Raw genomic sequence first — 544 nt, forward strand, 5'->3', positions numbered from 1 at the left:
TGCATCGACCAGCCATCGGAGACGATGTGATGCTGGGTCAGCACCAGCACCTGTTCATCGGCGGCCACCTGCAGCAGCCCGACCCGCAGCAGCGGACCGTTCTGCAGGTCGAACGGCCGGCTGATCTGATCGCGAACAAACGCCTGGATCTGCTCGGCCTGGTTGGCCGAGGTCAGGTCGAGAAACTGCGGCGTCAGCAGCGGACCGGACTCGGCATGGATAACCTGGAACGCACGCTCGTCCTTCTGGACAAAGGTCGTGCGCAAACTCTCGTGACGCTGCACCAGTGCGCTTAAGCTGCGTTGCAACGCCTTCAAATCCAGGTGGCCATGAATCCTTAGCGCCGCAGGGATGTGGTACGCCGCACTGGAGGGTTCCATTTGCCAAAGGAACCACTGGCGTTGCTGGGCGTAGGACAGGGGCAACGGTTGATCACGCGGCACCCTTGGAATGCGCGCAGGCATCGCCGCCTGGATTGGCTCAAGCGCAGCCACGCAAGCCTTGAGGCTGGCATTTTCGAACAGCTTGCGCAGTTGCAGGTTCA

The 544-nt window shown here is 61.8% G+C and carries 1 pseudogene; it reads right to left on the bottom strand.

Annotated elements, in window-relative coordinates:
• A pseudogene (locus HX846_RS39280) lies at nucleotides 1-419 on the bottom strand (condensation domain-containing protein); the annotation flags it as partial.
• Between the last annotated feature and the right edge of the window lie 125 nt (nucleotides 420-544).

It is taken from the genome of Pseudomonas sp. K5002, assembly GCF_013386655.1.
In the GTDB taxonomy this organism is placed as follows: Bacteria; Pseudomonadota; Gammaproteobacteria; order Pseudomonadales; family Pseudomonadaceae; genus Aquipseudomonas.